The sequence below is a fragment of the Kitasatospora sp. NPDC001175 genome, from assembly GCF_053598215.1.
Map to the genome: position 1 here is coordinate 217,439 of NZ_JBSFJU010000003.1, position 23,956 is coordinate 241,394.

23 protein-coding genes are annotated in these 23,956 nt (G+C 73.5%); 10 read left to right on the plus strand and 13 right to left on the minus strand.

All coding sequences use genetic code 11. The annotated features are described in order from the left end of the window. Positions 1-19 precede the first annotated feature (19 nt). The 3 genes from ACWDAK_RS04275 to ACWDAK_RS04285 form a co-directional block, all read right to left on the minus strand. Positions 20-862 carry a CHAD domain-containing protein gene (locus tag ACWDAK_RS04275; RefSeq protein WP_344634668.1) on the minus strand — a complete coding sequence of 281 codons (843 nt, stop codon included), beginning with the start codon at positions 860-862 and terminating at the stop codon, positions 20-22. A gap of 199 nt (positions 863-1,061) precedes the next feature. Next, positions 1,062-1,448 carry a hypothetical protein gene (locus ACWDAK_RS04280; RefSeq protein WP_344634669.1) on the minus strand — a complete coding sequence of 129 codons (387 nt, stop codon included), beginning with the start codon at positions 1,446-1,448 and terminating at the stop codon, positions 1,062-1,064. Then, complete coding sequence (locus ACWDAK_RS04285; protein WP_344634670.1) at positions 1,445-1,663, minus strand: hypothetical protein; 219 nt, start codon at positions 1,661-1,663, stop codon at positions 1,445-1,447. The genes ACWDAK_RS04280 and ACWDAK_RS04285 overlap by 4 nt, the downstream gene beginning before the upstream one ends. 485 nt (positions 1,664-2,148) lie before the next feature. On the opposite strand from ACWDAK_RS04285, the gene ACWDAK_RS04290 reads away from it, so the two are divergent. The 3 genes from ACWDAK_RS04290 to aspS all read left to right on the plus strand — a co-directional run bounded on the left by ACWDAK_RS04290 (position 2,149) and on the right by aspS (position 5,421). Further along, positions 2,149-2,781 (plus strand): hypothetical protein, encoded by a 633-nt coding sequence (locus ACWDAK_RS04290; protein WP_344634671.1) that lies wholly within the window; start codon positions 2,149-2,151, stop codon positions 2,779-2,781. 195 nt (positions 2,782-2,976) lie between these two features. Beyond that, positions 2,977-3,804, plus strand: a complete 828-nt coding sequence (locus ACWDAK_RS04295; protein ID WP_344634672.1) for a DsbA family protein — start codon at positions 2,977-2,979, stop codon at positions 3,802-3,804. A gap of 342 nt (positions 3,805-4,146) precedes the next feature. Further along, complete coding sequence (gene aspS / locus ACWDAK_RS04300) at positions 4,147-5,421, plus strand: aspartate--tRNA(Asn) ligase (RefSeq protein ID WP_344634673.1); 1,275 nt, start codon at positions 4,147-4,149, stop codon at positions 5,419-5,421. Between the two features lie 43 nt (positions 5,422-5,464). On the opposite strand, the gene ACWDAK_RS04305 is transcribed toward aspS, so the two are convergent. Further along, positions 5,465-5,950 (minus strand): GNAT family N-acetyltransferase, encoded by a 486-nt coding sequence (locus ACWDAK_RS04305; protein WP_344634674.1) that lies wholly within the window; start codon positions 5,948-5,950, stop codon positions 5,465-5,467. A gap of 44 nt (positions 5,951-5,994) precedes the next feature. Then, positions 5,995-6,438, minus strand: a complete 444-nt coding sequence (locus ACWDAK_RS04310) for an ankyrin repeat domain-containing protein (protein ID WP_344634675.1) — start codon at positions 6,436-6,438, stop codon at positions 5,995-5,997. Positions 6,439-6,748: 310 nt separating this feature from the next. Between ACWDAK_RS04310 and ACWDAK_RS04315 the strand changes: the two genes are divergently transcribed. The 3 genes from ACWDAK_RS04315 to ACWDAK_RS04325 all read left to right on the plus strand — a co-directional run bounded on the left by ACWDAK_RS04315 (position 6,749) and on the right by ACWDAK_RS04325 (position 9,282). After that, complete coding sequence (locus ACWDAK_RS04315; protein ID WP_344634676.1) at positions 6,749-6,943, plus strand: hypothetical protein; 195 nt, start codon at positions 6,749-6,751, stop codon at positions 6,941-6,943. Between the two features lie 94 nt (positions 6,944-7,037). Then, complete coding sequence (locus ACWDAK_RS04320; protein ID WP_427393741.1) at positions 7,038-8,666, plus strand: P-loop NTPase family protein; 1,629 nt, start codon at positions 7,038-7,040, stop codon at positions 8,664-8,666. Between the two features lie 241 nt (positions 8,667-8,907). Further along, positions 8,908-9,282, plus strand: a complete 375-nt coding sequence (locus tag ACWDAK_RS04325) for an RNA polymerase-binding protein RbpA (protein WP_045300891.1) — start codon at positions 8,908-8,910, stop codon at positions 9,280-9,282. 183 nt (positions 9,283-9,465) lie between these two features. On the opposite strand, the gene fxsA is transcribed toward ACWDAK_RS04325, so the two are convergent. The 4 genes from fxsA to ACWDAK_RS04345 all read right to left on the minus strand — a co-directional run bounded on the left by fxsA (position 9,466) and on the right by ACWDAK_RS04345 (position 14,252). After that, positions 9,466-10,035, minus strand: a complete 570-nt coding sequence (fxsA, locus tag ACWDAK_RS04330; protein ID WP_344634678.1) for an FxsA family membrane protein — start codon at positions 10,033-10,035, stop codon at positions 9,466-9,468. Between the two features lie 49 nt (positions 10,036-10,084). Beyond that, positions 10,085-11,899, minus strand: coding sequence for an apolipoprotein N-acyltransferase (gene lnt, locus ACWDAK_RS04335; protein WP_427393746.1), 1,815 nt, complete (start codon positions 11,897-11,899; stop codon positions 10,085-10,087). A gap of 260 nt (positions 11,900-12,159) precedes the next feature. Next, positions 12,160-13,761, minus strand: coding sequence for an amidohydrolase (locus ACWDAK_RS04340; protein ID WP_427393742.1), 1,602 nt, complete (start codon positions 13,759-13,761; stop codon positions 12,160-12,162). A 50-nt stretch (positions 13,762-13,811) separates the two neighbouring features. Next, entirely contained in the window at positions 13,812-14,252 is a 441-nt protein-coding gene (locus ACWDAK_RS04345) for an Lrp/AsnC family transcriptional regulator (protein WP_344634680.1), read from the minus strand. A 320-nt stretch (positions 14,253-14,572) separates the two neighbouring features. Here ACWDAK_RS04345 and ACWDAK_RS04350 point away from each other — a divergent pair, with 320 nt between their 5' ends. Continuing rightward, complete coding sequence (locus ACWDAK_RS04350) at positions 14,573-15,025, plus strand: hypothetical protein (protein WP_344634681.1); 453 nt, start codon at positions 14,573-14,575, stop codon at positions 15,023-15,025. A 197-nt stretch (positions 15,026-15,222) separates the two neighbouring features. On the opposite strand, the gene ACWDAK_RS04355 is transcribed toward ACWDAK_RS04350, so the two are convergent. After that, entirely contained in the window at positions 15,223-16,383 is a 1,161-nt protein-coding gene (locus ACWDAK_RS04355) for an acyl-CoA dehydrogenase family protein (RefSeq protein ID WP_427393743.1), read from the minus strand. Positions 16,384-16,671: 288 nt separating this feature from the next. Here ACWDAK_RS04355 and ACWDAK_RS04360 point away from each other — a divergent pair, with 288 nt between their 5' ends. The 3 genes from ACWDAK_RS04360 to ACWDAK_RS04370 all read left to right on the plus strand — a co-directional run bounded on the left by ACWDAK_RS04360 (position 16,672) and on the right by ACWDAK_RS04370 (position 20,615). Continuing rightward, a complete protein-coding gene (locus tag ACWDAK_RS04360; protein WP_344634754.1) occupies positions 16,672-17,253 on the plus strand; it encodes a uridine kinase family protein in 582 nt (193 codons plus the stop codon). A 419-nt stretch (positions 17,254-17,672) separates the two neighbouring features. After that, positions 17,673-19,751, plus strand: a complete 2,079-nt coding sequence (locus tag ACWDAK_RS04365; protein WP_427393747.1) for an AAA family ATPase — start codon at positions 17,673-17,675, stop codon at positions 19,749-19,751. Positions 19,752-19,871: 120 nt separating this feature from the next. Further along, positions 19,872-20,615, plus strand: a complete 744-nt coding sequence (locus ACWDAK_RS04370; RefSeq protein WP_427393744.1) for an SDR family NAD(P)-dependent oxidoreductase — start codon at positions 19,872-19,874, stop codon at positions 20,613-20,615. 73 nt (positions 20,616-20,688) lie between these two features. Here the strand turns inward: ACWDAK_RS04370 and ACWDAK_RS04375 are convergent, their stop codons facing one another. From ACWDAK_RS04375 to ACWDAK_RS04385, 3 genes are all read right to left on the minus strand, one after another. Next, positions 20,689-21,732 carry a hemolysin family protein gene (locus ACWDAK_RS04375; RefSeq protein WP_344634684.1) on the minus strand — a complete coding sequence of 348 codons (1,044 nt, stop codon included), beginning with the start codon at positions 21,730-21,732 and terminating at the stop codon, positions 20,689-20,691. Next, entirely contained in the window at positions 21,729-23,060 is a 1,332-nt protein-coding gene (locus tag ACWDAK_RS04380; protein WP_344634685.1) for a hemolysin family protein, read from the minus strand. The genes ACWDAK_RS04375 and ACWDAK_RS04380 overlap by 4 nt, the downstream gene beginning before the upstream one ends. 271 nt (positions 23,061-23,331) lie before the next feature. Then, positions 23,332-23,802: a PH domain-containing protein gene (locus ACWDAK_RS04385; protein WP_344634686.1), complete on the minus strand. Its 471-nt coding sequence runs from the start codon at positions 23,800-23,802 to the stop codon at positions 23,332-23,334. Between the last annotated feature and the right edge of the window lie 154 nt (positions 23,803-23,956).

Sequence of the window (23,956 nt, forward strand, 5' to 3'; positions counted from 1 at the left end):
GGCGGCGGGCCTCGCGCCGCTACTCGAACCCCGGTGACTTCCGCGCCTGGCGCCACACCTCCGGCAGCCGCTCCCGCGCCCGTTCGGCCACCGCCAGCTGCCCGCCGTACAGCACCCCGTACCCGAACGCCTGCCCGACCCCGGCCCCGGCGGCCAGCTCCCGCAGGGCGGCCCGCGCCACCACGCTGTCCTGGTGCGCCCCGAGCACCTCCTGCAGCGCCTTCATCCGCGCCGTGAACGGCTCCCCCTCCGGCCCGGCCGTCTCCCCCGCGTACCTGGCCCACTTCGCGGCCTTCCGCGCCTCGTGCAACGCGAGGTCGGTCTCCTCGCCGGGCACCGCCCGCCTGGCCGCCCTGATCCTGGACGCGATGCGGCGCTGTTCCCGCTTCGCCACCTGCCCGATCGTCGGCAGCCCTGCGGCGGACGGCGGCCGCTCCGCCAACTCCCGCAGTGCGGCGAGCAGTGCGGCGTAACGCGGGCTGTCCAGCGCGGCCGGCACCGCGGGCCAGGCACGCCGGTGCCGCTCGCGCCACCAGCCCTCGAGCGCCGCCACCAGCGCCTCCGGTTCGCACTCGGCCGGCAGCTCGCGAGCCTGGGCGATCAGCAGTTCACCGAGCACCTCGGTGTCCCTGGCCGGTCCGAGGCAGTTGGCGAGCCAGCGCAGTTCCCCACCGGTCTCGGCGAGCCTGGGCCGGTAGGGGCGCAGCGCGGCGCGCAGCCGCCTGCTGGCGACCCGCATCCGGTGGACGGCGTCCGGCGCGTTCGCCCGGACGTCGGGCTCGAGCCCGGCCAGCTCCTCGGTCTGCTCAGCGATCCGGGCATGCAGCAGGTGCCCCGCCGTCCGAACCGCCGTGCGTGGCATGCCGTCCGCCTTCTCCCGGGCTGCCAGCTCCTGCTGGGGTTCCAGGCTAAGCCGACCGGCCTGGCGGCTGCCCGGCGGCACCATGAGCGTGCACCGGCGGTCACAGCCGGTTGATCCCCGCACTCCGCACCGGTCGCGCGACCGGGCCCCGACCCGGCGGCCGGGACCCCGTCGCGGCAGCCGCCTCGGGCGTCGAGGACTACGGCCGCAGCTGCACCGCCAGCGAGAGCGTGTAGCCGACGAGTGCACCGAAGAAGGCCACGGCGGTGGCGTGCCGGGCGGTGAACGGGAGGGCGGCGAGTGACGGATAGAGCAGTACGGCGATCGCGGCGGCGCCGTCGGCGACGTACAGCCCGGTCGGCGGGACCACGGAGGTGGTGCGCGCGGCCCAGCCGGTGGCCACCAGGAAGCCGGTGAGCAGCACGAAGCCGGAGAGCAGGCCCGCGCCGATGCTGGAGAGTGCGGGGTGCGGCGAGTCGTCCTCGCCGTCCGGGTTCGCGGCGGGACGCAGGCGCTGGGCGATGGCGAGGCTGCCGAGCGCGACGGTGGCGGCCGCGGCGGCGCCGATGATCGGGATGGGGTTCAACTGCGGCTCCGGATGACGGGGAACGAGTGCGCGACGGCCGCCAGCGCGGCCGGAAGGAGGACGGCGACCAGGACGACCGCCGTCCACACCACCGGATCCAGGTGCGGCGCGGGGGCCGGCGGTGGCGGTACGGCCGCGGCGGTGGTCGCCGCCGGGGCTGCCACCGGGGTCGGCAGAGCGCTGTACGTGGGGGCCGGGTCCGGTTCGGGCGGCACGGAGGGCTTCCGTACGTGCAGTACGGCTGCCGCCGTGCTCCTGGCCGGCTTCGGAGTGTGCGTGTGCGTGGGCGAAGGGTGGTGATGCGTCGGGCTCGGCGGCACTGACGGCGTCGGCAGCGGAGCGGGTGTCGGCGGCGGCGAGGGATGCGGAGGCGTCGGGTGCGGTGGCTCGGGCGGCGTCGGTGGAGGCGAGGTCGGCGGAGGCGTCGGGACCTCGGTCGGACAGTCGGGGGGATCGTCCATCGGCTGATTGTCGCTCCGTACCCGGCAGCCCGGCAGCGGATCCTCCGTCCATCGCCGGATCATCGCCCCCGCGAGTGATCGCACCCGAACTGGTCTGCGGGCAAAGGCACCTGACCTGCAAAGAACGTTCGACCGGACCTCATCCCACCCTGCAGAGCACCACCGCGCACCCCCGGGCGCCCGTCCGCCCCCGGGCGGCTTCGTCAGCGGCTACACGCCCGTGAAATACTCCGAGCACCATGACTGACGGCCGGACGACCAGAGCGCTGCGAGCAGCGGTGTTCACCGCCCTCGCCGTTCCGCTCTCCGCACTCGGCCAAGTCGTCATCACCGGACGGCCGTTGCCGCTCAGCCTGGTGGCGGTGGCGACGGCGGCCGTCTTCCTGGCCGCGCTGCCCGCCTGCGGCGGCCAGCGGCGCTTCCTGCACATCTCGGCGGTCCTGGTACCGGTCGAACTGCTGCTGAACACCGCCTTCAACCTCGGTCAGGACGCCTGTGCCGCTCCCTCACGCGGCGTCGATCTGCTGGTCTGCGGCGGGAGTTCGGTCAAGCAGTCGCTCCTCACCGCGAGCGCCCCGGGCACGGCCCAGGCGCTGGTCCTGGTGGTGCACCTGCTGCTCGCCTTCGCCGCCGCGCTCTGGCTGCGTCTCGGCGAGGCCGCCCTGCACGACCTCACCGAGGCGCGCCGCGCACTCGGCGAACTGCTCACCGCTCCACTGCGGATGCTGCTGTTCGCGCCGCTGCCGAACTGCCCCGTCTCCCTCGCGCCCGCACCGCAGGCCCGGCACTCCCGCCTCCGGCGGGTGGCCGTGGTGCTCACCCCCGCACCCCGGCGCGGCCCGCCAGAGACGGCGTTCGCCCTCGCCCGCTGACGGCGCCCACCGCCCCCGGGTCCAGGCCGGGCCACCGGCCCGCATGACCCGCCAGGCGCGTATCTGACGGACAGTCAGCTTCTTTGACCGCTTCCCCCGACGGGCGGGCCCCGGCCTCGGCCGCCACGCACCGGTTCTGCGATCCCGCACGACCGGCGCCGCGCCCTGCCCCTGCTCCCAGGAGTCGACCACCGCATGAGCACCCAGCAGTCCCAGCAGTCCGGCCGGCCCACCCCGCGCGAGCGCCTGCTCGAGGCCCGGATGCGCGAGGCCCGTACCGCCGCCTTCCGCCGCCGGGCGGTGATCGGCGGATCGGTCGTCGGCGCCCTCGCCCTGGCCGCCGCGGCCACCCTCGCGGTCACCGCCGCGAGCGACGGCGTCGGCAGCCACGACGACAAGTCCGAGACCATAGCGACCTCCCCCACCGTCGCCACCCCCGCCAACACCTCTGGCCACAACGGCACCGTGATCGTCTACGGCAAGACCGACGCCCCGCACACCCTCCAGGTGTTCGAGGACTTCCGCTGCCCGATCTGCAAAATCTTCGAGAACTCGACCGGCAAGGCCGTCCAGCGGCTGGCCGACGACGGTACGTACAAGATCGAGTACCACCTGGCCGCCTTCCTCGACGACAATCTCGGCGGGCGGGGCTCGAACACCGCGCTGGCCGCCGTCGGCGCCGCCCTCGACCAGGGCGGTCCCGAGAAGTTCAAGCAGTTCCACGACGTGCTGTACGCCAACCAGCCCGAGGAGCGGGTGGACGGCTTCGGTGACGTCAACCGCATCCTCGAACTGGCCGGCCAGGTGCCGGGGCTGAAGACCGACGCGTTCACCAAAGCCGTCACTGAGGGCACCTTCCGCCCCTGGGCGAGCAAGGTCGCCGCCGACTTCAACAGCAGCGGTGTGCGAGGCACTCCGACCATCAAGCTCGACGGCAAGCCGCTCGAGCTCTTCGACTCCCAGGGCACCCCGATGACCGGCGAGCAGTTCACCGCCGTCGTCCGCCAGGCCGTCGGGAACTGACGCCCGCGCGGCGGCTGCGACCGCCGGACGGCCGGCGTCCGGGAAAACGGTGTTGCGACCACCGGACGTCGGCCGTAGCCTCTGCGACAACGCGTTGAGGGAGACGAGTACCTCCGGGTCCGCATGAGCACAGAGAGCCGCCGGCAGCTGGGAAGGCGGTCTCACGCCCCGGTGGGAAGACACTCCTGAGTGCGAGGAGGAAATGCCTCGCCGGCCGGCCCCCGTCACCGGGCCGCAATGAGGCCGCGGCCCCGGGGCTGCGGCGCAGGTGCGGTGGCACCGCGAGTCCCCCTTCTCGCCCGCACCCCGAAGGGATCATGACGACGCCCCTGGAGGGCAGCGATGATCCACCCTACGACCCGCGTACTGGCCGCCGAACTGCCCGGCCACGTGGGAGAAGAAGTCGAGATCTCCGGCTGGCTGCACCGCCGCCGGGGGCTCAAGTCCGTGACCTTCCTGGTGATCCGGGACCGCTCGGGCCTCGCCCAGGTGGTGGCCGGGCCCGGCGTGGACTTCCCCGAGGAGACCGTGCTCCGCGTCCGGGCCACCGTCACCGCCAACCCCCAGGCCCCTGACGGCATCGAGCTCACCGGTCCCGAGTTCACCGTGCTGTCCGGCCTCGCCGTCCCACCGCCGGTCAGCCTGTTCCGGCCGACCGTCCCGGCCGCCCTACCGGTGATCCTGGACAGCGCCCCCGTCACCCTGCGGCATCCGCGGCTGGCCGCGGTCCACCGGATCTCCGCCGCCTCGGTGGCCGGCTTCCGCGGAACCCTCGACGAACTCGGGTTCACCGAGATCCAGACTCCCAAGGTGGTCTCCTCGGCCACCGAGTCCGGCGCGAACGTCTTCAAGCTCGACTGGTTCGGCAGCACGGCGTACCTGGCGCAGTCCCCGCAGTTCTTCAAGCAGACCATGGTGGGCGTCTTCGAGCGGGTCTACGAGACCGGCCCGGTGTTCCGCGCCGAGCCCCACGACACCGCCCGCCACCTCGCCCAGTACACCAGCCTGGACGCCGAGTTGGGCTTCATCACGGACCACCGCGACGTGATGGCCGTGGTGCGCGAGGCGGTCGCCGGGATGACCGCCGCGGTCGCCGGACGTGCCGCCGGGGCGGTGGAGTCGCTGGCGGTGAAGCTGCCCGAGGTGCCCGCCGAGATCCCCCAGGTGCACTTCGCGGAGGCGATGCGGATGCTGGGGACGGACGAGCCCGACCTCGCCCCGGCGCACGAGCGGTGGCTCAGTGAGTGGGCGCTGCGGGAGCACGGCAGCGAGTTCCTCTTCGTGGTCGGCTACCCGATGGCCAAGCGCCCCTTCTACACCCACCCGGACCCGGCCAGGCCCGCCTACTCCAACAGCTTCGACCTGCTCTTCCGCGGTCTGGAACTGGTCACCGGCGGCCAGCGGCTGCACCGCCACGAGGACTACCTCGCCGCACTGGCCGCACGCGGCGAACCGGTCGAGCCGTACGCGAGCTACCTGCAGGCCTTCGCCCACGGGATGCCCCCGCACGGCGGGTTCGCGCTCGGCCTCGAACGCTGGACGGCCCGGCTCACCGGTGCCGACAATGTACGGCGCACCACGCTCTTCCCCCGCGACCTGCACCGTCTGACGCCCTGAGCGGAGCGGTGAGGCCGGCCGCCGCAGTCTCCGGCGGCCGGCCTCAGCCGGCCTCGGGCACCAGCGGCTTGCCCATGCAGACGCTCTGCGGGTGGTCCTTGTAGACGCCGAACTTGGTGATCGCCTCGTACCCCTCGGAGGCGTACAGCGCCAGCGCCTCGGGCTGCTCGGTGCCGCTCTCCAGGATCACCCGGGTGCGCCCCGCCTCGGCGGCGGTCCGCTCCAGATGGCGGAGCACCGCGCGGGCCAGGCCGCGCCCACGGGCCGCCGGCGTCACGTACATCCGCTTGAGTTCCGCGTCGCCCTCGCGCACCCCGGCGCCGTCCGTCTCCTTGGCCCGCCAGCCGCCGCAGGCGACCGGCTGCCCGTCGAGGTAGCCGACCACGAAGATCCCGGCCGGCGGCTCGAAGTGGTCCGGGTGCATGACGGTCACATCCGCGTCGCCGTAGCGGCGGACGTACTCCTGCTGGACCTCGGCGGACAGCCGTACGGCATCCGGGTGCCCGTAACCGGTGGTGCGTATCTCCATGGCCGGCAAGCCTACGTCGCCACCACCGCCGGCCGGCGCCCGGGTCAGCGGCCCTCGAAGCGGGCCACCAGCTCGTCCTTGCCGAACATCAGGGCGGTGTCCACGGCGGACGGGGCGCCTGCCCGCGGGTCGGCGCCGCCGGCCAGCAGGGCGGCGATCACCTTGTCCTCGCCCTTGAAGACGGCTCCGGCCAGCGGGGTCTGGCCCCGGTCGTTGACCCGGTTCGGGTCGGCGCCGCCGGCCAGCAGGGCCTCGACGGTCTCCGCGTGGCCGTGGTAGGCGGCGAGCATGATCAGTGTGTCGCCCCGGTCGTTGGCCAGGTCGGCGGGGGCGCCGGCCCGGAGGTACCCGGCCAGCAGCGCCGTGTCGCCGTTGCGGGCGGCGTCGAAGAGCCTGCCCGCCAGCTCGATCACCTCGTCGTCCGGCACGGCGCCCTGCACCTGCCCGGCCTGTGGGTTCTGGGAAGTCTGCGGAGCTGAGTCGGTCATGACGGCCTTTCGGATCCGGTGCGCAGTGTCGTACGCACCGTAGCGGATGACGCGTTAGTACGGATGCAACGCATCCGTACGAGTGATCTTCTCCCGGCGGATGCGCGCGGGAGACGGCGCACTGGGGACCCGAGAGAGCGGAATTCCGGTGCGGGCGAAGGGCCGCACGTACACCTCCCACGCTCACCCGAGTGCCAGGTACACCCATTTGCCCCGTTCCGTCATCTATTACTTTTTGTCACGATTAGATCGCTTTCGGTAGCCCATTTTCGCTCCGTCCCCTGTCCCCCCTCACCGAGGAGCAGAACACGTGATCCTCTCGATTTCCGGCATCGTCCTGTTCGGCACCATCGCATTCCTCTTCTTCCGACGGGACGGCCTCAAGGTCTCGCACGCGCTGGTCTGCGCCCTGTTCGGCTTCTACGTCGCGGGTTCCTCGATCGCCCCGAGCATCACGGCGGGCGGCGCGAGTCTGGCGACCCTGTTGAGCGGCCTCAAGTTCTGACCGATCCCCCTCAGTCACGGCCCGGGCGCGGATCCCACCGCCCCGGGCCTTGTCGGCACCGTCCCGCTCGTCCCACCCGCCCGGGGAGTCAGGAATGTCCCTCACCCGCCATTTCAACCGAGGCCGCGACCTCGCCCGCTCGGCAAGCGACTGCGCCTCCGACATGTTCGCCCCGCTGACCGTGATCGGGCGCGGTCTGCGCGTCCAGGCCGACTGGGCCAGGGGCCGGTGGGCGGCCACCCCCAAGGACCGCCGGGGCCCCACCCTGTTCCTGTCCGCAGCGGTCCTGCTCGGCATCTACCTGTTGCCGCACGGTCCGCTGATCGCCGTGCTCGCCCTGATGGCCAGCGCCGCCTGGGCCGGCCGCGCCCCCAAAGCCGCCCCCGCCGAGCCTGAGCCGGACGCCGCCGACCTCAGACTGACCGCCCTCTACGCCGCACTGACCCCCTATCTGGGCGGGGTGGACGAACCCTCGCCCCTCTACAGCCTGGACGGCAGCTACAAGTCCGCCTTCAGCGCCTGGGAGTTCGACGCCGCGGGCCGGATGACCGCGCTCGACCTGGCCTACCCGGCCTACTTCACCGACACCGAGGCGAGTGCCCGGGCCAAGATCGAGCAGGTCGTCCAGAGCAAGGCCGGCCGTGCCAGGGAGTACCGCTTCGACTGGGACGAGGAGTCGAACCGGCTGCGGATCACCGCCCTGGCGCCGCTGCCCACCGACATCGCCGCCCAGCACTTCGTCACCACCCCGGGCGAGATCGTGCTCGGCTTCACCGACGAGCTCGGCAGCCACCGGACCATCCCGGTGCACCAGGGCGGCGACACCGTCCAGCAGCCACCGGTGATCTGGCGGACCGGCCCGCGCTCCGCCGAGCCGCACCTGCTGGCCCTCGGCGCGGCCGGCCAGGGAACGTCCACGCTGATCCGCTCGATCGCGCTCCAGGCACTTCCGTACGGCGATCTGGTGCTGATCGACGGCGCCGGCACCGGCGAGCACGCCTGCCTGGTGAACCGCCCCGGCGTGTACACCGTGGAAACCAGCCTGCACGGCGCGCTGGCCGCGCTGGAGTGGGCCGCCAAGGAGACCGAGCGCCGGATCGCCGCCCTCAGCACCGCCCGCCATCACGGCGTCACCCCGCCCGAGGACGTCAGCCGCCCCCTCTGGCTGCTGCTCGACCACCCCACCGAGCTGAGCGAACTCGCCCACGCGGAGGGCCGCCCCGACCCGCAGGATCTGCTGGAGGTCCCGCTCCGCCAGGGCCGGGCCGCCCGAGTGACGGTGGTGATCGCCGACGACCTGGCGGCCCGCGACCGGATCTCCACCACCGTCCGGGCCACCACCAGGGCCCGCGTGGTACTCGGCCCGCCCGGCGCCGAGGCCGCCGAGGCGGCCCTTGGCGTCCCACTGGACATCGCACCCGCCGCGCAGATGCCACCCGGACGCGGCTACGCCCGGATCGGCACGGCGCTGCCGGTACGGCTCCAGGTCCCGGCCACCGTGGACCCGCTGGACGAGGAGGCGCCGCCCCAGCTGCGGGACGCGGTGATCACCCTGCTGCCGCACCGGGACACCAGGACCGAGGCGGATGCCGACGTGGAACCGGCTCCCACCCAACCTGCCGCACAGGCTTCCGTGCCGGCCGAGGCGGCGGCCCGCGGCCCGGTGGTCGAGCTGACCAAGGACACGGCGCCGGTGCGCCCGCGTACGGCCTGGCGAGTGTGAGCGGATAAACTTGGGCGGCCGCCACTGGGCTGAATTGCTAGCTGTGTGCACAATTGGTGACACTCTGGGTGATATTCGGGCCCAGATGTGACAAATCGGGCGGGGATGGGTACAAACAGGGGCGGCACGACAGGCGACGCATGTCCCGGGACGGGAATCTTCGTCGGCGGCCGAGCGTTGACCGAACGACGATGACAGCGACCACTAGTCCTGTGGGCCATAAGCCCGGGAGGCACGATTCATGAGCGAGCGAGCTCTCCGCGGCACGCGACTCGGGGCCACTAGCTACGAGACCGACCGTGGAATCGATCTGGCTCCCCGCCAGACCGTTGAGTACGCATGTCAGAACGGACACCGATTCGAGGTTCCTTTCTCCGTTGAGGCGGAGATTCCCTCGATCTGGGAATGCCGTTTCTGCGGGCAGGAGGCAGTCCTGCTCGACGGCGATGAGCCGGAGGAGAAGAAGACCAAGCCGACGCGTACCCATTGGGACATGCTGATGGAGCGTCGCACGCGGGAGGAGCTGGAGGAGGTGCTGGCCGAGCGGCTGGCAGTGCTCCGCTCCGGCGGGATGAACCTCGCGGTTCACCCGCGTGACACCCGCAAGAGCGCGTGATCACACCCTCCGCCTCGGCGGAGGACTTCGAAGGGGCCCCGGGCAATCGCCCGGGGCCCCTTCGATTCGACCCGAGTCAGTCGCCGCGCCGCACACGGGGGTACGGGGGCTGATCCGTGGAGCCGCCGTCCCATGACACGCTGCCCGGCGGGCGCGCCGACCCGACCGGCCGGTGGGCCCCGGTCAGCCGGTGATCGGCGGGCGGTAGTCGGTGTCCGGGCCGGTGGGACCGGTCCGGGGATCGACGACCTCACCCTGGACGACCTTGCCGTCCGGGCGGTGGATGCGCAGCTGCTCCTGGATTCGCATGGCGTCCGCGAAGTGGCCCGCCCCGGGCCGGGCGGTGGAGCGCAGCGCCGTCCTGGCGAACCGGCGCCCGAGCGCGCGCCACATCGCCCTGGTGGGCGGCAGGAGCAGGGTCAGACCGACCAGGTCGGACAGGAAGCCGGGCAGGATCAGCAGCAGGCCCGCCAGGACGGTCAGGCTCGTGCCGGTCCGGGGCTGCTGCGACTCGGGGTCGCGGCTCTGCGCGACGACCGCCGAGAATGCCTTCAGCCCGGCCCGCTTGATCAGCGAACCGCCCAGGAAGGCCCCGGCCACCAGCAGGACCAGTACCGTGAACCAGCCGGCCGCGCCCGCGACGACCGTCAGCAGCCAGATCTCCAGCACCAGCCAGGCGGCGATCAGCAACGGCAGCACCCGCCGCAGACGGCTGCGCGGGGCCGGACGGACCTGGGATGCTTGCTGGGTCACGGTACGAATCCACTCCAGCGCGGTGCTCTCCGCGCAGATCGGCGACGGCCTAACGGGGGACGGCAGCCGCTGCCGCGTCCTCCACCTCGCTCAACGGTTCGACCTTGGCCGGTGTTCCGGCCGTCTCGCCGCCACCGCGCCGCCGCCGGATCCCGCCGGCCACCGCCGCGCCGCACGCCAGCAGGCCGGTGATGGAGAGCACCCACTCGGGCGCGGCACCCACCCGGTCGGCCACCGTCCGGCCGTCGAGCAGCGGCACGGTGGCGCTGAGTTCGGCCGGGGTGAGCTCCTGGGTGCGGCTCTCCACCGAGCCGTCCGGGGCGATGATCGCGCTGATCCCGCTGGTCGCGGCGATCAGGACCGCCCGGCCGTGCTCGACCGCGCGCAACCGGGACATCGCCAGTTGCTGCTCGGGCTGCCCGCTCTTGGCATACGTGGCGTTATTGGTCTGGACCACCAACACCCGGCCGCCGTCGTTGACGGTGTCTCGGACGATCTCGTCGTACGCGACCTCGAAGCAGATCACGTCGCCGATCCGGGCCGGGCCGAGCTGCATCACACCGTCGTGGGTACCCGGGTAGAAGTCCCGGGCCACCCGCTGCAGTCGGGTGATCACCTTGGAGAGTTCGGCGCGGAACGGCACGTACTCCCCGAACGGCACCGGGTGCTGCTTGACGTAGTAGTCGCCGGGGCCGTTCTTCGGGTCCCAGACGATGCCCTCGTTCTGGACGTGCTGGCTGTCCGGGCCGTCCACCAGGGCGCCGACCAGGGTCGGCACGCCGACGGCCTTCACGGCCCGGTCGATCCGGTCGTACGCCTCCGGGACCGCGAAGGGGTTGAGGTCGGATGAGTTCTCCGGCCAGATCACCACGTCCGGGCGCTCGGCCCGGCCGGCGGCGACGTCGGCCGCGAAGCGCTCGGTGGCCGAGGCGTGGTTGTCGAGCACCATCATCGGGCGGCCGAGGAAGTCCATGCCCGGGTGCGCCACGTTGCCCTGGATGACGGCCACCTTGAAAGTGTCGGCGGCGTGGGCACCGGTCGGCACCGGAACGAGGTATCCGACGAGGACCGTCGCCGCGATGCCGGCTCCGGCCAGCACGGCGGCGCGAGCGGGGCGGGGGGCTGTCCGGACGGCGGGGGCGGGGGCGTCCCCGGTGTCCGCGGGGGCGGCGTCAGCGGAGTCGACGGGAGCGGAGTCAGCGGAGGCGGTGCCAACTGCGGGATCACCGGGAGCCGTCCCCGGCGCCGGGCCGAGGCGGACGGCGGTGTACGCCAGCAGGGCACCCGCCAGGGCGACGGCGAAGGTCACCAGCGGGGCGCCGCCGAGCGCGGCCAGCGGCGTGAACGGGCTCGCCGTGTTGGCGAAGGCCAGCCGGCCCCACGGGAAGCCGCCGAGCGGAAGCCGGTCACGCGCCCATTCCTCGGCCACCCAGAGGCAGGCCGTCCACAGCGGCCAGGTGCGCAGCCGGGAGGTGACGGCGAGGCCGGCGCCGAGCGCGACGAGGAACAGGGCCTCCAGGAAGGCGAGCCCGGCCATCGCGTCCAGGCCGATGACCCGCATCCAGTCGAGCAGCAGCAGGAAGAACGGGAACCCGAACGCGAAGCCCGTCCACGCTCCCTGGCGGGCCGTCCGCCCCCGGGTCAGCAGGGAGAGGGCGGCCGCGCCGGTGATGGACAGCGGCCAGAGGTCGAACGGCGGGAAGGCCAGGGCCAGCATCAGCCCGGCAGCCGCGGCCAGGGCGGTTCTGGGCAGGCCGGCCCGGATCCTGCTCCAGCGGCGGCCCAGCCGTCCCGGGCTCTGCTCGGGGACCGCCGGGGCAGCCGCCTCCGAGTCCGCCGTCGGCTGCCCCTGGTTCTCGGGCAGTGCCACCTGCGCACCACCTCTCTGGCTGTGCCGTTCGCTCGCTCTGCGAGTGCCGTCTGGTCGACCGGGCCACTCGGTGCCGAGAGCCGTCGGAGAAAGGTACCCCGGACGGCTACCGGCCGTCCCTCAAGGGTGCCTGATCAGCGACGACATCCCCGCGGGCATGGCGCGGGGCCCGTTGGAGCGGCCGTACGCCGTCGCAGCGGGCCCCGCGAGGTTCGCGCCCCGGTCGGTGCCCGGTCGGCCCGTCCTGCGGCGGATCAGCGCTGGTGGACGGTGCGGCCGCGGACGACGGTGCGCAGGCAGGTCGGCAGCGGCACGCCCGGGGTGAGGTCCGGGAGTCCGGGGGTGCCGGAGCGGGGGTCGGTGGACCAGCCGGCGACCCGGTCGTCCGGGGCCTGCACGACCAGGTCGGTGACCTCCCAGATCGCGTAGCTGGCGACGGCGCCGGGTACCAGCACGCCGTCCTGGTCGCGGCCGAGCGCGCGCCAGCCGCCCCGGGTGTGTGCCGTGAACGCCGCGCGGACCGAGATCCGGTGCTCCGGGGTCTGGTGGAAGGCGGCCGCCCGTACCGTGCCCCAGGGGTCGAGCGGGGTGACCGGGGCGTCCGAGCCGAAGGCCAGCGGGACCCCGGCGCGCAGCATCGCGGCGAACGGGTTGAGCCCGGCGGCCCGTTCCGCGCCGAGCCGCTGGACGTACATGCCGTCCGGACCGCCCCAGCAGGCGTCGAAGGCGGGCTGCACGGACGCGGTGAGGCCGAGCTCGGCGAAGGCGGCGATGGTCTTGTCGTCCAGCGCCTCGGCGTGCTCGACCCGGTGGCGCAGCGAGCGGACGCGGGCCAGGCCGACCCGGTCGGCCGCTGCCCGGACGCCCTCCAGGACGGTGGTCAGCGCGGCGTCCCCGATCGCGTGGAACCCGGCCTGGAGCCCGGCCTCGGTGCAGGCGGCGACGTGGTCGGCGACCTGCTCCGCCGTCAGGTAGGCGGTGCCGGTGTGCTCGGCGTCCGCGTACGGGGTGTGCAGGCAGGCGGTGTGCGAGCCGAGTGCGCCGTCCACGAAGAGGTCGCCGCCGGCGCCGACGGCTCCCAGCCGGCGGGCGGTCTCGATGCCCCCGAGTTCGCCCCAGTAGCCGAAGACCTCCGGGCCCTCGCCCTCGGCCGCGAGGGCGAGCAGCGCGGCCAGGTCCTCGGCGGAGGAGATCTCCGGTCCGGCGCACTCGTGGACTGCGCCGATCCCCAGTTCGGCGGCCCGGCGCAGGGCGGCGCGCTGGGCGGCCCGGCGCTGCTCCGGCGTCAGGTGCGCGAGGGCCGCCTGCCGTACGGCGTGGTGGGCGTCGCGGGTGAGCGGCGCGGTGGGGTGGTGGCCGGGCAGTTCGGCGAGGCCCTCGGTCAGCTCGCGCAGTGCGGTGCTGGCCAGGGCCGAGTGGACGTCGGTACGGGAGAGGTAGACCGCGGCGGTGCCGGCCGCGGCGTCCAGTTCGGCGAGCGTCGGCGGGCGGCCCTCGGGCCAGCCGCTCTCGTCCCAGCCGTGGCCGAGCAGCACGCCGTCGTCCGCGGACCGGGCGAAGGCGGAGATCCGCTCCAGCGCCTCGGCCAGCGAAGGGCAGCCGGTGAGGTCCAGACCGGTCAGGGCCAGTCCCGCCGAGGTGGCGTGGACGTGGGCGTCCACGAAGGCGGGGGTGACCAGGGCTCCGGCCAGCTCCACCACCTCGTCGGCGGTCTCGGCGTACGCCTGGGCGGCGCCGTCGCTGCCGACCCAGGCGACGTATTCACCCTCGACCAGCATCGCGGTGGCGAACGGGTCGGCGGGGCTGTAGACGGCGCCGCCGCGGAGGAGCACGGTCCGGTTGGTGCGTTCGGTCATGGGCCCAAGTCTGCACCCGACCGAATGCGGCCGGAGCGCCGGGGCGCGTCTCAGAGCCTCGGCGGGCGTGCCTCGTACGGAGTGGAGAGCACCACCGTGGTGCGGGTGGAGACCCCGGCGGCGCTGCGGATGCGGGCCAGCAGGTCCTCCAGGTCGCCGGGGGCGGCGACCCGCACCTTGAGGATGTAGTTCTCGTCGCCCGCGACGCTGTGGCACGCCTCGATCTCGGGCAACGGGGCCAGCCGCTCCGGGGTGTCGTCGGGCGCGCTGGGGTCGAACGGTTTCACCGAGATGAAGGCGGTCAGCGCGAGGTCGACCGCGTCCGGGTCGATGATCGCCGTGTAGCCGCGGATGACACCGCGCTGCTCGAGCCGGCGCACGCGCTGGTGCACCGCCGAGGTGGACAGGCCGGTGGCCTTGCCCAGGTCCGTGTAGCTCATCCGGCCGTCTTGCAGGAGCAGCCGGACGATGCGCTGATCGAGATCCTCCACAAGGCGCAAACCTACTTCCCCTTGGGCCGGCTTGCCGAGCCGGTGTGCACTCTTCCGTTTTCGGTGAGTGATCGGCCGCGCATATCGTGGGGCCCGCACCCGATCTCCGGCGCCATCGGTGAGCACCACCGCGGTGCGACCGGCGTACGAGCTCCAGCAGACGCGGCGCATGAACGGGGCATGTGCCGCTGGAATGTGGCGAACGACACATCCCGTGCATCACAGTGCACCGCAGTGCAGGGTTATGACGCTGTGGCGCAGGGAAGGGCTGCTTGTGGCCAGGGCCGACGCGAGCCCGGCCCGATCCGAGGGGGATCAAGATGCTTGCTACTGACCAGCGTTCCCGCGCCGTGGAGGATGACGAACGCCTCGACCGCGACGCCGACTTCGACCTCGCCGGGTCCGGGTTCCCGGGGGTCGACCCCGGCGACATGGACAGCTGGGAGATCGCCCGCGTGCACTGCCCCGCCTGCGACCGTCCGATCGCCCTGATCGGCGACGAGGAGCGGCTGCCGCAGCACGCCGTACTGCCGACCGCCTGGCACCCCTTCTCCCCCGCGCTCTGCCCCGGTTCGGGTGCGCCCACCGAGGACTTGGCCGAGTGCGACGACCTGGCCGCCGACCAGGCCGCGCCCGGCGCCGAGGCCCTGCTGGCGCTGCCGGCCGAACTCGACTGGCGCACCCAGCCGTTCTCGCACGTGGGCGGGCCCGGGGCGGTGCCGGTGCGCCGGGTGCGGGTTCCGGCGCAGCGCGGGCGCCTGGTGCGGCGCTGACGCCCTTCGCCTCGCACCGGTGAACTCCCGCCGCACCGGGGGAACTTCGGTCAGGGGTGAGCTCTTCAGGGGCGCGGGGACCGCGCGGCCGGCCCTCGATGGAAGTGGCCGGTCCGCGCGCGGTTCCCCGCGTCCCTGCTGATTGCCATCCGCCGCGGGGGGTGGGATCCGACGGCGGTTCCCCTCCCCGACAGGCCCTAGCGGCTCAGGTGGCGGCCGATGACCAGGCGCTGGATCTGGTTGGTGCCCTCGACGATCTGGAGCACCTTGGCCTCGCGCATGTAGCGCTCGGCCGGGTAGTCCTGGGTGTAGCCGTAGCCGCCGAGGACCTGGACCGCGTCCGTGGTGACCCGCATCGCGGCGTCGGTGCAGAACAGCTTCGCCATCGCCGCCTCCTTGGAGAACGGCAGTCCCGCGTCGCGGCGGCGGGCGGCGGACAGGTAGAGCGCGCGGCCGGCCTCGATCCGGGTGGCCATGTCGGCCATCATGAAGGACAGCCCCTGGAAGTCGGCGATCGGGCGGCCGAACTGCTGCCGGGTGCCCGCGTAGTCGACGGCGAGGTCGAGCGCGGCCTGGGCGACGCCGATCGCACAGGCGGCGATGCCGAGCCGGCCGGAGTCCAGTGCGGACAGGGCGATCTGGAAGCCCTGGCCCTCCTCGCCGATCCGCCGGTCCCGGGCCACCCGGACGCCGTCGAAGTGCACCTGGGCGGTGGGCGAGCTGTTCATGCCCATCTTGTGCTCCGGCTGCGCCGCGGAGAGCCCGGCGCTGTCGGCCGGGACGAGCAGGCAGCTGATGCCCCGCGCGCCGTCCTCACCGGTCCGCACCATGGTGCTGTAGAAGTCGGCGCGGCCGCCGTGCGTGATCCAGGCCTTGGTGCCGTTCACCACGTACTCGTCGCCGTCCGCCTCGGCCCGGGTGCGCAACGCGGCGGCGTCGGAGCCGGACTGCGGTTCGGAGAGGCAGTACGCGCCGAGCTGCTCGCCGCCGAGCATCCCGGGCAGCCAGCGCCTCCGCTGCTCGTCGGTGCCGAAGGCGGCCAGCCCGTAGCAGGAGAGGGTGTGCACGCTGACGCCGAGGCCGACCGCGAGCCAGCCGGCCGCGAGCTCCTCCAGGACCTGCAGGTAGACCTCGTACGGCTGCTCGCCGCCGCCGTAGCGCTCCTCGTACGGGAGGGAGAGCAGACCGGCCTCGCCGAGGGTGCGGAAGACCTCGCGCGGGAACCGGCCGGCGGCCTCGTCCTCGGCGGCGCGGGGCTTGAGTTCGCGCTGGACCAGGTCCCTGGTGAGGCTCAGCAGCTCGCGGGCCTCGTCACTGGGGAGCTGACGGTCGACGGGCTTGGCGGGAGCGGGGCTCATGACGGGCGGGCCTCCTCGGTCGGGGTGCCGGGCCCACGGGTGGTGGGGCACGGCACGGCAGGCGTGTCGGACCGGGCACCGGGTTGCGGTGAACGGTCGTTCACGGGCGTGGCGAAGTGAGTATGCCCGATACCGGCCGGTCCGTCACGACCTGCGGGAACGCACCGCCCGTAGAGTGGGTGCGTGGCTGTTCGGGACGGGAGTGCGGAGCTCGGCGACGGCTCGGCCGTTGCCGGGGCCGGTGTTCGGGCTTCCGTCGCACCGGCGGGTCCGTCGGGGGACGGCGGGATTCCCGTACGGCTGGCGCGGCAGCTGCTCGCGCTGCCGCCGTCCTGCGGCCCGGTCCGACTGGTGGCCGTGGACGGTCACGCCGGGGCCGGGAAGACGACCTTCGCCGCCCACCTCGCCGCCGCGCTCGGCCGGGCACCGGTGGTGCACCTGGACGATCTCGCCACCCACGCCGAGCCGTTCGGCTGGGTGGAGCTGCTGCGGACCGAGGTGCTGGAGCCGCTGGCGGCCGGGCTGACGGCCCGGCACCGCGTCTACGACTGGACGTTGCGGCGCTTCGCGGACTTCCGCACCGTGCCGCCCGCCCCGGTGGTGCTGATCGAGGGAGTCGGCGCCGGCCGGCGTGAACTGAGGCCACTGCTGAGCCGGTTGATCTGGATGGAACTGGACGCGACGGCCGCCCGGGCACGCGGGGAGCTGCGCGACGGACCGGAGTTGGCCGAATTCTGGGTCGGCTGGACTGCGGCCGAGCAGGCGCACTTCGCCGCGAACCCGAGCCGTCCGTACGCGAATCTGCGGGTGGACGGACTCACCGGCCGAGTCCTTTTCACTTCTCTTGGTGAACCCTTGTCCGATTTTTGACCTGGGAGGTCCTCAACCCGTAGGTTCTCACCGTCGCGGGCCGTATGGATCTCGCAACACCGGACGCGGCGCCTCCGGCTCGTTCCCCCGTGGGCCGGAGGCGTCGCGCTCCGCATCCGTCGCGCCACTCTCCCCACCTGCCGCGATCGACGCCGACCGTCGGGTTCCGGTCGGACTCCAACAACCCGGCGGGTACTGCGATTTGACACCGTGCGACACCCTTCCGGATCAGCCCCGCGCCGGTACGATTCGTGGCAGGCACGGATGCGTGCCGGGGGCGTCGGCGTGGGCGGGCACCACCCTGGCCACGCCCCTCGGCCGCCGAGCCTCGGTGCACCGAGCGGGGGGCGTGAGTGACGGTGGAGAGTTCCAGTACGACCGGGCCGGATCGGCTCGCCGACCGCGCCTGGCTGCGGGCGATGGACGCCTACGCCGCAGGTGCCTATGTGAGGGCGGAGGAGGAGTTCCGCACCGCGGTACGGCTCGACCACGGCATGGCGGACGCCTGGCTCGGGCTGCACGCGCTGCGCTGCGACACCTCGGGCGCCCTGCTGGCCATGCACCGCCATCAGGACCGCTTCGGCGAGCAGCGCGCCAGGCACGGGCGGCCACTCAGTTCGTGGTACTGGCTGGGCTGGTGGGTCCAGCCGGTGCTGGAGGACACTCGCGACCTGGCCCTGGCGCACGCCTCGCACTGGCTGGACGGCCGTCACCTGACCGAGCTCGACCGGGCGCTCACGGCCTGCCCGCCGCCAGACCTGGATCCGTCGGTGCGCTTCCTGCACGCCTGCCGCTCCTACCTGTTGAAGGACTGGGAGCAACTCATCCGCGACACCGACCGGTTGCTGGACGACCCGATGCTCGGCATCGAGGCCGGGCTGTTCGCCGGCATGGCCAGGGTCCGCCTCGACATGTGCGCCCAGGCGCAGCGGCCGCTGGCCGCGTCACTGGCCCGCTGCCGCTCGGAGCAGCCGCAGCGCAAGGAGTTGCGGTACTGGCTGGCCCGGGCCTACGAGGGGGCCGGACGCAGCGCCGCGGCCCTGCCGCTGTACCGGGCGGTGCACCGGGCCGACCCGGCCTTCATGGACACGGCGGCCCGGCTGGCGGCGATCACCACCGAGGACGGGGTGGTCGAGGGCCTGCTCGGCGACGGCCGGGACGATTCCACGCTTCCTGGTGAACTGGCCATCGCGGAGGCCGGCTTCGAGTCGGCCGGGGCGCCGGGCAGCGGGCCCGTGGCCGAGTTCGGGCCGGACGGCGAGTACCAGCCCGGATACGGCCCCGCCGCAGGGTACGACGGCGAGAGCGGGTACGACCGCGGGAGCGGGTACGCCAAAGGTGCCGGCTACGACGGGGAGTTCGCCGACGGCGACGGGTACGGTCCGGGCGACGGGTACGGTCCGGGCGACGGGTACGGTCCGGGCGACGGGTACGGCGGCGAGGGCGACTTCGGTACGGAGGCCGACTACCGGATCGGCGAGTCCGGTGCCGCTCCGGCCGCCACCGGGGCGCCGGCACCCAAGGCGGCACCCGAGCGCTCCGGCGCGGCGGCCGACCCCGCCCCCGGGCCGCCGCCCAGAGGGGACGGCGGTGAGCGCGCCGCGCCGCCGGCCGGCTCCCCGCACCGGGGCGGACTGCGCGGTCAGCAGGGGCTCGACGCGGCGCTCGGCGCGCTGGAGCAGATGGTCGGCCTGGAGCCGGTGAAGCGCCAGGTCCGGGCGCTGTCGGCGCAGTTGCGGATGTCGCGGCTGCGCGCCGAGCAGGGCCTGCCGGTGCAGCCGCCGAAGCGCCACTTCGTCTTCTCCGGCCCATCGGGCACCGGCAAGACCACCGTCGCCCGCATCCTGGGCCAGGTCTTCCACTCCCTCGGTCTGCTCTCCGGCGACCACCTGGTGGAGGCCCAACGGGCCGACCTGGTGGGCGAGTTCCTCGGCCAGACGGCGGTCAAGGCCAATGAACTGATCGACTCGGCGCTGGACGGCGTCCTCTTCATCGACGAGGCGTACAGCCTCTCCAACTCCGGTTACAGCAAGGGCGACGCGTACGGGGACGAAGCGCTCCAGGTGCTGCTGAAGCGGGCCGAGGACAACCGCGACCGGCTGGTGGTGATCCTGGCCGGTTACCCCGAGGGCATGAACCGGCTGCTGGCCACCAACCCCGGCCTCAACTCCCGCTTCACCACCCGGGTCGACTTCCCGAGCTACCGCCCCGCCGAGCTCACCGCCATCGGGCGCGCCCTGGCCTCCTCCGGGGGCGACGGCTGGGACGCGGACGCCGCCGACGAACTCGCCAGCATCTGCGGCCATGTGGTGCACGAGGGCTGGATCGACGAGCTCGGCAACGGGCGCTTCATCCGCACCCTGTACGAGAAGTCCTGCGCCTACCGCGACCTGCGGCTCTCCTCGCTCCGCTCCCTGCCCACCCGCGAGGACCTGGCCACCCTCCGCCTGCCCGATCTGCTCCAGGCCTATGGCGAACTGATCGACGGCCGCCGGTAGCCGGGGGTACGCGATCGCGGGACCGGCCGTCCAACGCGACGTCCGAATGCCGCCGGAGATCCGCGTGCCGGCGCGGCAGCATCGTCATGTCCGCGAACCCGACAGGAGGATCGAGCGAGCATGACTGCGGTACTCGACGGCAAGGTGGCACTGGTGACCGGCGGCAGCCGGGGCATCGGCGAGGCGGTGGCGCTCCGGCTGGCCGAGGACGGGGCCGACGTAGCACTGACCTACCGGGACGGCGCCGAGCGCGCGGCGGAGGTGGTCGACAAGGCCCGGGCGCTGGGTCGGCGGGCCTGGGCGGTGCGGGCCGACGGCGCGGACGCGTCGGCGGTGCAGGAGGCGGTGGACCGGGCCGCCGCGGAGTTCGGACGGCTGGACGTCGTGGTGAACAACGCGGGGATCGGTGTGCTGGGTCCCCTCGAGGGCCTGCGGCCGGCGGACGTCGACCGGGTGCTGCAGGTCAACGTGCGGGCGCCGTTCCTCGTCTGCCAGGCCGCGGTGCGGCACCTGGGCGAGGGCGGGCGGATCATCAACATCGGCAGTTGCATGGCCGAGCGGGCCGCGTTCGGCGGCGGTTCGCTGTACGCGCTGAGCAAGACCGCCCTGATCGGCCTGACCGGGTCGCTCGCCCGCGAACTGGGCCCGCGGGGCATCACGGTCAACCTGGTCCACCCCGGACCGATCGACACCGACATGAACCCCGCCGACGGGCCGTCGGCCGACCTGCAGCGGAGCCTCACCGCGCTCGGCCGGTACGGGCAGCCCTGGGAGGTCGCCGCGACCGTGGCCCATCTCGCGGGAGACGGCGGCCGGTACATCACCGGCGCCGCCATCTCAGTGGACGGCGGCTTCGCCGCCTGAGCCTCGCGGGGGCGGCATCCCGCCGCCCCCGCGAGGCCTCCGACCGGAGGCTGCCGCCGGAGAGCAGTCGGCCTCAGGCGCGGGCCGTCTGGCGGTGGTCGGGGTCGTGCATCTCGCCGACCAGTTCCTCCAGGACGTCCTCCAGCGCGACCAGGCCGAGCCGACGGCCCTCCTGGTCGACCACGGCGGCCAGGTGGGCGGCGGCCCTGCGCATGGCGCCGAGCGCGTCGTCCAGCGGCATGCCGGCGCGCAGCACGGTCACCGGGCGCCAGAGGCGGGCCGGCAGCGGGGCCTCGGGGTCGTCCACGTCCAGGATGTCCTTGACGTGGAGGTAGCCGTGCAGGGTCCCGGCCTCGTCGATCACCGGGAAACGGGAGAAACCCGTCTCCACCGCCCGCCGCTCTATCTCCAGCGCGGTCACCGAGGGGCCCACGGTGACCAGCTGGTCGGCCGGCAGCAGGACGTCGGTGACCGGTCGGCGACCGAGCTCCAGGGCGTCCTCCAGGCGCTCCTGGCGGCGTTCGTCCAGCAGTCCGGCCGCCCGGGAGTCGGCCAGCAGGTGGAGCAGCTGCTCGTCGGTGAAGACCGAGGCGACCTCGTCCTTGGGCTCGACCTTCACCAGGCGCAGCACACCGTTGGCGAATGCGTTCAGCAGCCGGATGACCGGCCCGAGCCAGCGGGCGAGGCGGTCCAGCGGCGGGCCGAGCCAGAGCGCGGCCTTCTCCGGACCGGCGATCGCGATGTTCTTGGGGACCATCTCGCCGACCACCATGTGCAGGAAGACCACCAGCGCCAGCGCCAGCGCGTAGCCGACCAGCTGGACCAGCGACTCCGGCAGGCCGACGACCTGGAAGGGGCCTTCCAGCAGTCCGGCGATGGTCGGCTCGGCCAGCGCGCCGAGCAGCAGCGAGCAGACGGTGATGCCCAGTTGGGCGGCGGCCAGCATCGCGGAGACGTTGGAGAGCGCGTGCAGCACGGTGCGGGCGCGCTTGTCGCCCGCCTCGGCGAGCGGTTCGATCTGGCTGCGCCGGACCGAGATCACCGCGAACTCGGCGCCGACGAAGAAGCCGTTGCCGAGCAGGAGCAGCAGGGAGGCGACCAGTTGCAGGGCGGTCATCGGTCGGTCTCCTCGGCCTCGTCGTCAAGGCGGCGTTCGATCAACACCCGGCTGGTGCGGTGCCGCTCGACCTCCAGCACGGTGAACCGCCAGCCGGGCAGGCTCGCGCGCTCGCCGGGGTCGGGCAGCTTGCCGAGCAGGTCGGCGAGCAGGCCGCCGAGCGTCTCGTACGGTCCGTCCGGGGCCTGCAGGCCGATGGCCTCCAGCTGGTCGAGCCGGGCGCGGCCGTCGGCCTCCCAGACCGGGTGGCCGTCGGCGGGCGGCAGTTGACGCAGTTCGGGGATGTCCTCGGGGTCGTGCTCGTCCTGCACCTCGCCGACGATCTCCTCGACGATGTCCTCGATGGTGACCACGCCGGCCGTGCCGCCGTACTCGTCGACCACGATGGCCATCGGCTGCTGGCGGCGCAGCTGATCGAGCAGGCGCTCGGCGGGCAGCGTCTCGGGGACCAGCAGCGGTGCCGAGGCCAGATCGGCGACCCGGATCCGGGCGCGCCGATCGGCGGGGACGGCGAGGGCGTCCTTGAGGGTCACGGTGCCGCTGACCTCGTCCAGGCTGTGCCCGTAGACCGGGAACCGGGACAGGCCGGTGGCCCGGGTGAGGTTGAGGACGTCGGCGGCGCTGGCGTGGCGCTGCAGGGCGACGACGTCCACGCGCGGGGTCATCACGCTCTCGGCGGTCAGTTCGCCGAGGCCCAGGGTGCGGACGAACAGCCGGGCCGACTGCTCGTCCATCACTCCGGCCCTCGCGGAGTGCCGGGCGAGCGAGACCAACTCGGCCGGGGTGCGGGCGTGGCCGAGCTCCTCCTGCGGCTCGATGCCGAGTGCCCGCACCATGCGGTCGGCAGAGCCGTTCAGGAAGCTGATCAGCGGACGGCAGACGGCCGAGAAGAGCCGCTGCGGTCCGACCACGGCGTACGCGACCTGGAGCGGCCTGGAGATCGCCCAGTTCTTGGGGACCAGCTCGCCGATCACCATCTGCAGCACGGTGGCCAGCACCATGCCGCCGGTCACGGCGGCGGTGGCCGCGGCGGCCCGGGGCAGTCCGACCCCGGTGAGCGCGGGGGTGAGCAGCGTGGAGAGCGCCGGCGCGGCGAGCATACCGACCACCAGCGAGGTGACGGTGATGCCGAGCTGGGCACCGGAGAGCTGGAAGGAGAGCTTGCGCAGGGCCTTCGCCAGACCGGCCGCCCTCCGGTCACCGGCCTGGGCGGCGCGTTCGACGCTGCCGCGGTCCACGGTGATCAGGGCGAACTCGGCGGCCACGAAGAGGCCGTTGGCGAGGATGAGCAGGAAGGCTGCGAACAGCAGCAGCCAGGCGGTGATCACAGTGCCGCCCGCCTTCCGGGGGCCGGAAGTGAGGCGGCGCGGGTACTACCGGACGGATCGTCCATCGAGGGGAGGTGTCACTCCTCAGGTCATGGGGTGAAACGGTCTCGCCTTCGAAGGCCACGGGGCCGGAAGGCATGCGAAGACCGGCGGGGCCTTTGCCCCGGCTTTACCAGCGTAGACGATACCGGGGCGCGGGTAAGGATCTTGCAGGGTGCTGCCTGCCCCGGCCGGTGGAAGCCACCTCCCCGGCAGGCTCCGGGCACCGTGCTCAGCGCGAGGTACCGCGCTCCTCGACCAGGTCGCGCAGTGCGCGGGCGGCGCGGACCGCCTGGTCCCGGCCGCCGGCGGGCTGGATGCCGACCGCGGCCAGCGCGGTGCCGTCCGCCAGGTCGAGGGTGACCCACGGGTCACCCTGGCGCAGGTTGACCCGGAGGATCTCGGCCCAGGCCAGTCGGCGGCTGCGGACGAAGTTGACCACCGTGACGCCCTGCTCGTCCGCGCTCACCCGGGGCCGGGCCAGCATCAGACCGACCGCGGCGAACAGCAGACCGCTGCAGACCATCGCCACCCGGTCGTTGAGCTGCCAGTTGTCGGGCATCGCGAAGGCGATCGCGGTGAAGAGCACCAGCAGTACCGAGCAGAGGGTGAGCAGCACGGCCCGGTTGCGGCGCGGCGCCCAGGTGACCGGGAGCGCGACGGACTCGACGGGCGTGGTGGTGGGCTGGGTGGAGGTGGTCACGGTGCTTCTCCCGAGTGCGGGCGGGGGCCGGTCCCCGCCCGATGGGTCGTCCAAGACCGGCCGGCGACAGGGCCCGCGGCGTCGCGGGGGCCGACCAGGGTGACGTCCACGGCGGTCTCGATGCCGTGCTGCCAGCGGTCGTCCAGCAGGTGCG

Excerpts from the sequence above, each read along its gene's own strand:
- ACWDAK_RS04275 (WP_344634668.1), bottom strand. The coding sequence starts at position 862 with ATGCCACGCACGGCGGTTCGGACGGCGGGGCACCTGCTGCATGCCCGG.
- ACWDAK_RS04290 (WP_344634671.1), top strand. The coding sequence starts at position 2,149 with ATGACTGACGGCCGGACGACCAGAGCGCTGCGAGCAGCGGTGTTCACC.
- ACWDAK_RS04295 (WP_344634672.1), top strand. The coding sequence starts at position 2,977 with ATGAGCACCCAGCAGTCCCAGCAGTCCGGCCGGCCCACCCCGCGCGAG.
- aspS (WP_344634673.1), top strand. The coding sequence starts at position 4,147 with ATGATCCACCCTACGACCCGCGTACTGGCCGCCGAACTGCCCGGCCAC.
- ACWDAK_RS04305 (WP_344634674.1), bottom strand. The coding sequence starts at position 5,950 with ATGGAGATACGCACCACCGGTTACGGGCACCCGGATGCCGTACGGCTG.
- ACWDAK_RS04310 (WP_344634675.1), bottom strand. The coding sequence starts at position 6,438 with ATGACCGACTCAGCTCCGCAGACTTCCCAGAACCCACAGGCCGGGCAG.
- ACWDAK_RS04320 (WP_427393741.1), top strand. The coding sequence starts at position 7,038 with ATGTCCCTCACCCGCCATTTCAACCGAGGCCGCGACCTCGCCCGCTCG.
- ACWDAK_RS04325 (WP_045300891.1), top strand. The coding sequence starts at position 8,908 with ATGAGCGAGCGAGCTCTCCGCGGCACGCGACTCGGGGCCACTAGCTAC.
- ACWDAK_RS04340 (WP_427393742.1), bottom strand. The coding sequence starts at position 13,761 with ATGACCGAACGCACCAACCGGACCGTGCTCCTCCGCGGCGGCGCCGTC.
- ACWDAK_RS04350 (WP_344634681.1), top strand. The coding sequence starts at position 14,573 with ATGCTTGCTACTGACCAGCGTTCCCGCGCCGTGGAGGATGACGAACGC.
- ACWDAK_RS04355 (WP_427393743.1), bottom strand. The coding sequence starts at position 16,383 with ATGAGCCCCGCTCCCGCCAAGCCCGTCGACCGTCAGCTCCCCAGTGAC.
- ACWDAK_RS04365 (WP_427393747.1), top strand. The coding sequence starts at position 17,673 with ATGGACGCCTACGCCGCAGGTGCCTATGTGAGGGCGGAGGAGGAGTTC.
- ACWDAK_RS04370 (WP_427393744.1), top strand. The coding sequence starts at position 19,872 with ATGACTGCGGTACTCGACGGCAAGGTGGCACTGGTGACCGGCGGCAGC.
- ACWDAK_RS04375 (WP_344634684.1), bottom strand. The coding sequence starts at position 21,732 with ATGACCGCCCTGCAACTGGTCGCCTCCCTGCTGCTCCTGCTCGGCAAC.